This window comes from Tepidimonas sp., from assembly GCF_036825565.1.
In the GTDB taxonomy this organism is placed as follows: domain Bacteria; phylum Pseudomonadota; class Gammaproteobacteria; order Burkholderiales; family Burkholderiaceae_C; genus Tepidimonas.
In genome coordinates, this window is the sequence record NZ_DAISXZ010000020.1 from 23,291 (window position 1) to 29,874 (window position 6,584).

Here is a 6,584-nt window from a genome sequence, read left to right on the forward strand (position 1 = left end):
CCATGAACGGCCCCGAGCGTGTGGTGTGGATCGAGCCGGACGCCCCGGCCAAGCCGGCCTGGGGGGCGCCGTGCAACGGTTGCGGCGTGTGCTGCCTGATCGAGCCGTGCCCGATCGGCCTACTGCTCAGCCGCCGCCGACGCGGCCCCTGCGTGGCCCTGCGCTGGGTCGAGGCCGAGCGCCGCTACCGCTGCGGCGCCGTCGCCGCGCCCGGGGATGTGCTGGGCTGGGGGCAGGGGCCGTGGGGCCGTGGGCTGTCGGCTTTGGCACGGCCGGTGTTGGCGCGCTGGATCGCCGCGGGCCGCGGGTGCGATTGCGACGTCCAGGTCGACCCCGGCCCCGGATCTTGACGCGCATCAACCCCGGCGGGCGCCCGTTCTTGCAATATCGGTCTATTTGGATAGACCGTTGAAAGGGCAGCCATGGACATGGCGGCATGGATCGAGCGCTGGGGTGAGCCGGCCGTGCTGGCCATGGGCGGGTTGATGCTGGGCTTGGGGTTTGGTTTCTTCGGCCAGCGCTCCAAGTTCTGCCTGCGCGCCGCGGTGATCGAGTTCTGGCACCGCCGCTTTGGCGACAAGCTGGCGGTGTGGCTGCTGGCGTTTTCCACCGCCGTGGTGGCGGTGCAGGGCATGATCCTGCTCGGCTGGCTGGACGTCTCCAGCGCGCGCCAGCTCGCTGCGCGCGGCAGCCTGTCGGGCGCGCTGGTCGGTGGACTGCTGTTCGGCCTGGGCATGGTGATGACGCGCGGCTGCGCCAGCCGGCTGCTGGTGCTGTCGGCCAATGGCAACCTGCGCGCGCTGCTGTCGGGGCTGATCTTCGCGGTGACGGCGCAGGCCTCGCTGTCCGGGGCGCTGGCGCCGTGGCGCGAGGCCATCGGCAGCTGGTGGGTGGTGGACGGTGGCCCCGCGCGCGATCTGCTGGCGCTGCTGGGCGGCGGCCCCGAGGTCGGTCTGCTGTTCGGGCTGGTGTGGATGGCCGCGGCGCTGTGGTTTGCCGTGCGCAGTGGCTGGAGCTTCTGGAAGTGGGTCGGCGGCGCCGCAACCGGGCTGATGGTGGCGCTGGCGTGGGGGTTCAGCTACCAGGTGGTGGCGCACTCGTTCGAGCCGGTGCAGATCCAGGGCATGACCTTCAGCGGTCCGTCGGCCGAATGGCTGATGCGCGTGCTGGCCGAGTCGGACAAGCCGTGGACCTTCGGCCTCGGGCTGATGCCGGGGGTGTTCGTCGGCTCGCTGGCCGGCGCGCTGGTCGGGCGCGAGTGGAAGCTGGAGGGCTTCGGCGGCGCCTACACCATGCCGCGTTACATCGTCGGCGCGATGCTGATGGGTTTTGGCTCGATGCTGGCGGGTGGCTGCGCGGTCGGCGCCGGCATGACCGGGGGCGCCATCTTTGCGGTGACGGCGTGGCTGACGCTGGTGGGCATGTGGGTCGGCGGGGGCATCGCCGACCGGCTGATCGACCGCCCGCAACCCCGGGCCAAGCCAGTGCCGACCGGTGGCGCGGCCGCCGACATGGCCCGCGCGCCCTGAGAAGCCCCGCTGCGTCCTAAACCGCCCGCCGCGCCGCGGCAACGGGCTTACAGCCGGTGGCTGGCCCGTGCCCGTGCCAGCAGCACCAGACACGCCAGCGCCACCGCCAGCAGCAGCGCCGGAAAGCCCGCGCGCGGGGCCCATTGGAGGGCGGCGCCGGCCAGCGACGGGGCTAGCACCCCGCCCAAGGTATAGGCCATCACCAGCACGGCCGTGCTGTTGACCAGCGTCACCCCGCGCTCGCGTGCCCCGATGTCGATCATGGCCAGGGTATAGAGACACCCCCCGGCCCCGCCCCACAAAAAGGCCACCGGCCACGCCAGCCATGGCGTGCCAGCCACCCACGGGATGACCAACGTGGCCAGCAGGGTGATCGCCGCGCACCCCCGCATCAGCTGCAGACGGGCCCCACCCGCGCCGCCGCGTCGGCCACCCTGGCGGCCAAGCCGGTCAGCCAGTGCCCCGGCCGGCAGCATCAACACCGAGCTGCCCAGCCCGCTGGCCGACACCAGCAGGGCAGCCGCGGCGGCGCCCAAGCCCAGCGCCAATCCGTACAGCGGCAGGATGGCGGTCAGGCCGCTTTCGAAAAAGCCGCCGCAAAAGCCCGCCGCCATGATGACGGGGTGGGCGCGCAGCGCCGTCCACACGCCGCGCCAGCCGACGTGGGCCTCGTGCGCATCCGCCTCTGGCGGCAGCGCGGGGACGAAGAACGCCCACGCCAACCCCACCGCCAGCAGCGCCACCGACAGCCACAGGGCGGTGGGGCTGGACGGCCCGACGGCGGCCAGCAGCATCGGCCCGATCACGAAGGTGGCGCCCACCATCGTTTCGAACAGCCCGACGGCGCGTCCCCGCAGATGGGTGGGGGCGAATTCGGCGACCAGCGCCTCGGCCAACACCCAGCGCAGGCCCGAAGCCATCCCTGCCAGCACTTTCAGCCCAAACCACAGCGCCAGCGCCGCCGAGCCCTCCAGCGGCAGGCCATAGCCGATGCCCGCGAGCACCGGCACGGCCCCCGACAGCCACAGCCCCGGGCGTCGCCCCAAGGCGCGCGTCAGCGCCGAGGCAAATGGCGTGACCAGCAAAATGCCCACCCAGGCGCTGGCGGCAAACACCCCGATCAGCGCCGTCGGGGCTCCCTGCTCGGTCAGGCGCAGGATCAGCCAGGGCGTGAGCATGAAGTAGCCCACCAGCTCGAAGAAGGTCGAGCCAAAAATCACGAACAGCCCCCGACGGGACGGGGTGGCAGCGGCAAGGGTCATGGTGAACGACGGCGGCCGGAAGGCCAGGGTTAGGGCAGGGCGCGGGCGCCGTGGGCTTGGCACACGGCCGCGCTTGTCTGTACAATTATGGGTTCGGCGGAACCACGCTGCCGAGTGTTTTGCCGGCCGCAAAAGCCGGTACATCCAGCAAAGAGGACTCCTATGTACGCGGTCATAAAAACCGGTGGCAAGCAGTATCGCGTCGCTGCCGGCGAAAAAATCAAAGTAGAACAGATCGCTGCGGACGTAGGCCAAGAGATCGTGATCGACCAGGTGTTGGCCGTCGGCAACGGCGCGGACATCCGGGTGGGCACCCCCTTGGTCAGCGGCGCAACGGTCACGGCCACGGTCGTGTCGCATGGTCGGGGTGAGAAGGTGCGCATCTTCAAGCTGCGCCGCCGCAAGCACTACCAAAAGCGCCAGGGCCATCGCCAAAACTTCACCGAGCTGCAGATCGGCTCGATCAACGTCTGACGAGGTGACACACCATGGCACAGAAAAAAGGCGGCGGCTCCACCCGTAACGGCCGCGACTCCAAGCCCAAGATGCTGGGTGTGAAGGTGTTCGGCGGCCAGGACGTCAGCGCCGGCGCGATCATCGTGCGTCAGCGCGGCACCCAGTTCCACCCCGGCACCGGCACCGGTATCGGCAAGGACCACACCATCTACGCCACCGTGGCGGGCAAGGTCGAGTTCGCCGTCAAGGGCGCGCTCAACCGCAAGGTGATCAACGTCATTCCGGCCTGACGCAGGCGTGGCGGGGGCATCATCCCCCGGGGCCACGGCCGGCTGCAGGCCATTCCGGCACGGGCCCGCGCTGCGGGCCCTTGTCGTTTTGCGATCGGCGCAGGAGCCGTCATGAAGTTCGTCGATGAAGCCTATGTCGACGTTGCTGCGGGCGACGGGGGCAACGGCTGCGCCTCGTTCCGGCACGAGAAGTTCAAGGAATTCGGCGGGCCCGACGGCGGCGACGGCGGCCGGGGTGGCCACATCTGGGCCTTGGCTGACGAGAACCTCAACACCCTGGTCGATTACCGCTACACGCGCCGCTTCGAAGCGCAGCGTGGCGAGCACGGCAAGGGCTCCGACATGTTCGGCGCCAAGGGCGAGGACATCGTGCTGCGCATGCCGGTCGGCACGGTCATCAGCGATGCCGAGACCGGTCAGGTGTTGTTCGAGCTGCTGCAGCCCGGGCAAAAAGAGCTGATCGCCAAGGGCGGCGACGGTGGTTTCGGCAACCTGCACTTCAAAAGCTCCACCAACCGCGCGCCGCGCCAAAAGACACTGGGGCGCCCGGGCGAGCGCCGCAGCCTCAAGCTCGAACTCAAGGTGTTGGCCGACGTGGGCCTGCTCGGCATGCCCAATGCGGGCAAGTCCACGCTGATCGCGGCCGTCTCCAACGCGCGGCCCAAGATTGCCGACTATCCCTTCACCACGCTGCACCCCAATCTGGGCGTGGTGCGCGTCGGGCCGGAAAAGAGCTTCGTCATCGCCGACGTGCCGGGGCTGATCGAGGGTGCGGCCGAGGGCGCCGGTCTGGGCCACAAGTTTCTGCGCCACCTACAGCGCACGCGGCTGCTGCTACACATCGTGGACATGGCGCCCTTCGACGACACGGTCGATCCGGTCGCCCAGGCGCGTGCCATCGTCGCGGAGCTGAAAAAGTACGATCCCCAACTGGCGGCCAAGCCGCGCTGGCTGGTGCTCAACAAGCTGGACATGGTGCCGGCCGAGGAGCGCGAGCAGCGCGTGCGGGACTTCGTGCGCCGCCTGCGCTTCAAGGGCCCGGTGTTCGAGATCTCGGCCCTGACGCGCGAGGGCTGTGAGCGGCTGATGCAAAAAGTCTACGAACAGCTGGTGGCGCAGCGCGAGGCCGAGGCGCCCCCGGTGGAGGTGGACCCGCGCTTCGACGCGGCGCGGCGGGATGCCGACACCCCCGCCACCGACGATCCGCGCTTTCGCGCCTGACCCCTTTCTCCCCCCTCGCCTGACGACCATGACGACCGACCTGACCAGCGCCGACGCCCGCTCCGTGGACAGGGCCGCTCCCGCCAGCGCACTGGCCACCCCGAGCCGCGCGCAGGCCGAGGTGCAGCGCGGCGCGCGGCGCATCGTGGTCAAGGTCGGCTCCAGCCTCGTCACCAACGAAGGCCGGGGCCTGGACGAAACGGCCATCGGCCAGTGGAGCCGTCAGCTCGCGGCCCTGGTGCGCGATGGGCGCGAGGTCATCATGGTCAGCAGCGGCGCCATCGCCGAGGGCATGAAGCGCCTGGGCTGGACCACTCGCCCCAAAGAGGTGCATGAGCTGCAGGCCGCCGCTGCCGTCGGCCAGATGGGCCTGGCCCAGATGTACGAGACCAAGCTGCGCGAGCAGGGCGTGGGCAGCGCCCAGGTGCTGCTCACCCACGCCGACCTGGCCGACCGCGAGCGTTACCTGAATGCCCGCTCCACCCTGTTGACGCTGCTGGCCCTGGGCGTGGTGCCCGTCATCAACGAAAATGACACCGTCGTCAACGACGAAATCAAGTTCGGCGACAACGACACCCTGGCCGCGCTGGTGGCCAATCTGGTCGAGGCGGACCTGCTGGTCATCCTGACTGACCAGCGTGGCCTCTACACTGCCGATCCGCGCAAGGACCCGGCGGCGGCATTCGTGCACGTCGCCCGCGCCGGCGATCCGCTGCTCGAAGCTATGGCCGGCGGCGCGGGCAGCCGCGTGGGCACCGGTGGCATGATCACCAAGATCCTGGCGGCCAAGCGCGCGGCCGGCTCCGGCGCGTCCACCGTGATTGCATGGGGGCGCGAGCCGGACGTGCTGCTGCGCCTGATCGGCGGCGAGCCGATCGGCACCTGTCTGGTGGCCGACGCCCCCAAGCAGCAGGCCCGCAAGCGCTGGATGACCAGCCATTTGCAACTGCGCGGCGCGGTCACGGTGGACGCTGGCGCCGTGGACAAGCTGGTCAAAGAGGGCAAGAGCCTGCTGCCTATCGGCATGACCGCCGTGGAAGGCGACTTTCACCGCGGCGATGTGATCGCGGTGCGCGCGCCCGACGGGCGCGAAATCGCCCGCGGGCTGGCCAACTATGCCGCGGCCGAAGCGCGGCTGATCTGCCGCCGCTCCTCCGCCGAATTCGACAAGCTGCTGGGCTATGCTGCCGAGCCCGAGATGATCCACCGCGACAACCTGGTGGTCACCCTGCGCTGATCCGGCGCCGGCGGGCGCCCCCCGGACGCACCGTCAACGCTCGGGCTTACCGACGCGCAGGGCGCGCAGCATGTCTGCCGGCCGCCCGTTGGGGGTGGGGCCGTCGCAAAAGCCATTGCGCGCCAGCGCCACAGCCGGGCGGGAGGCAAACTCCCCGCCCAGGTTGCGCCACTCGGCACCGGGGTTGGGGCGCCACTCCCCGGGCGGGCCGGGATTCCAGTGGGCGTAGGTCTTGACCTGGGCGGTGGTGCAGCGCAGCCCCTCGTACCAGGCGTTGAGCGCGCCGCTGGCGCTCTGCGCCACGATCACATACCGGATCACCCCATCCGGGCCCAGCGTCACCGAGGCCGGGTCCACGCCAAAGCGCAGCTGGCTGTTGACCGACACCACGAACGGTACCAAGCCGTCCTGCCGCAGCGGAGGGGGCGGCGGCGCATCGGCCTCGCGCCATTCGCGGTTGGGGTCGGTCAGCAGTTGCGCCTGGGCCCCGGCGGCCGCAACCCCCAGCAGCAGCGCAGCCAGCAGCAGTCCGCCGGCCGGGCGCGGCCGGCATCCGGTGGGGGCGAGGGCAGAGAAGGAGGTTGGGGAG

The 6,584-nt window shown here is 70.5% G+C and carries 8 protein-coding genes; 6 read left to right on the forward strand and 2 right to left on the reverse strand.

Going from position 1 to position 6,584, the window contains the following annotated elements; genetic code table 11:
* Positions 1-2: 2 nt before the first annotated feature.
* A complete protein-coding gene (locus tag V7026_RS04575; protein WP_334154105.1) occupies positions 3-350 on the forward strand; it encodes a hypothetical protein in 348 nt (115 codons plus the stop codon).
* A gap of 72 nt (positions 351-422) precedes the next feature.
* Positions 423-1,529: a YeeE/YedE family protein gene (locus tag V7026_RS04580; protein WP_334154106.1), complete on the forward strand. Its 1,107-nt coding sequence runs from the start codon at positions 423-425 to the stop codon at positions 1,527-1,529.
* Positions 1,530-1,576: 47 nt separating this feature from the next.
* Here the strand turns inward: V7026_RS04580 and V7026_RS04585 are convergent, their stop codons facing one another.
* Positions 1,577-2,791, reverse strand: a complete 1,215-nt coding sequence (locus tag V7026_RS04585) for an MFS transporter (protein ID WP_334154107.1) — start codon at positions 2,789-2,791, stop codon at positions 1,577-1,579.
* Between the two features lie 162 nt (positions 2,792-2,953).
* Between V7026_RS04585 and rplU the strand changes: the two genes are divergently transcribed.
* From rplU to proB, 4 genes are all read left to right on the forward strand, one after another.
* A complete protein-coding gene (gene rplU, locus V7026_RS04590) occupies positions 2,954-3,265 on the forward strand; it encodes a 50S ribosomal protein L21 (protein ID WP_068606890.1) in 312 nt (103 codons plus the stop codon).
* Between the two features lie 14 nt (positions 3,266-3,279).
* Entirely contained in the window at positions 3,280-3,537 is a 258-nt protein-coding gene (rpmA, locus tag V7026_RS04595) for a 50S ribosomal protein L27 (protein WP_334154109.1), read from the forward strand.
* 111 nt (positions 3,538-3,648) lie between these two features.
* Positions 3,649-4,758: an Obg family GTPase CgtA gene (cgtA, locus tag V7026_RS04600; RefSeq protein ID WP_334154110.1), complete on the forward strand. Its 1,110-nt coding sequence runs from the start codon at positions 3,649-3,651 to the stop codon at positions 4,756-4,758.
* Between the two features lie 28 nt (positions 4,759-4,786).
* A complete protein-coding gene (gene proB / locus V7026_RS04605; protein ID WP_334154111.1) occupies positions 4,787-5,995 on the forward strand; it encodes a glutamate 5-kinase in 1,209 nt (402 codons plus the stop codon).
* Positions 5,996-6,028: 33 nt separating this feature from the next.
* Here the strand turns inward: proB and V7026_RS04610 are convergent.
* Positions 6,029-6,584 (reverse strand): CNP1-like family protein (locus tag V7026_RS04610; protein WP_334154112.1); only part of this gene is annotated, 556 nt, incomplete at its 5' end.

Bases quoted from the DNA above. Each gene is read 5' to 3' on its own strand.
- V7026_RS04575 (WP_334154105.1), top strand. From the start codon at position 3: ATGAACGGCCCCGAGCGTGTGGTGTGGATCGAGCCGGACGCCCCGGCC.
- V7026_RS04580 (WP_334154106.1), top strand. From the start codon at position 423: ATGGACATGGCGGCATGGATCGAGCGCTGGGGTGAGCCGGCCGTGCTG.
- V7026_RS04585 (WP_334154107.1), bottom strand. From the start codon at position 2,791: ATGACCCTTGCCGCTGCCACCCCGTCCCGTCGGGGGCTGTTCGTGATT.
- rplU (WP_068606890.1), top strand. From the start codon at position 2,954: ATGTACGCGGTCATAAAAACCGGTGGCAAGCAGTATCGCGTCGCTGCC.
- rpmA (WP_334154109.1), top strand. From the start codon at position 3,280: ATGGCACAGAAAAAAGGCGGCGGCTCCACCCGTAACGGCCGCGACTCC.
- cgtA (WP_334154110.1), top strand. From the start codon at position 3,649: ATGAAGTTCGTCGATGAAGCCTATGTCGACGTTGCTGCGGGCGACGGG.
- proB (WP_334154111.1), top strand. From the start codon at position 4,787: ATGACGACCGACCTGACCAGCGCCGACGCCCGCTCCGTGGACAGGGCC.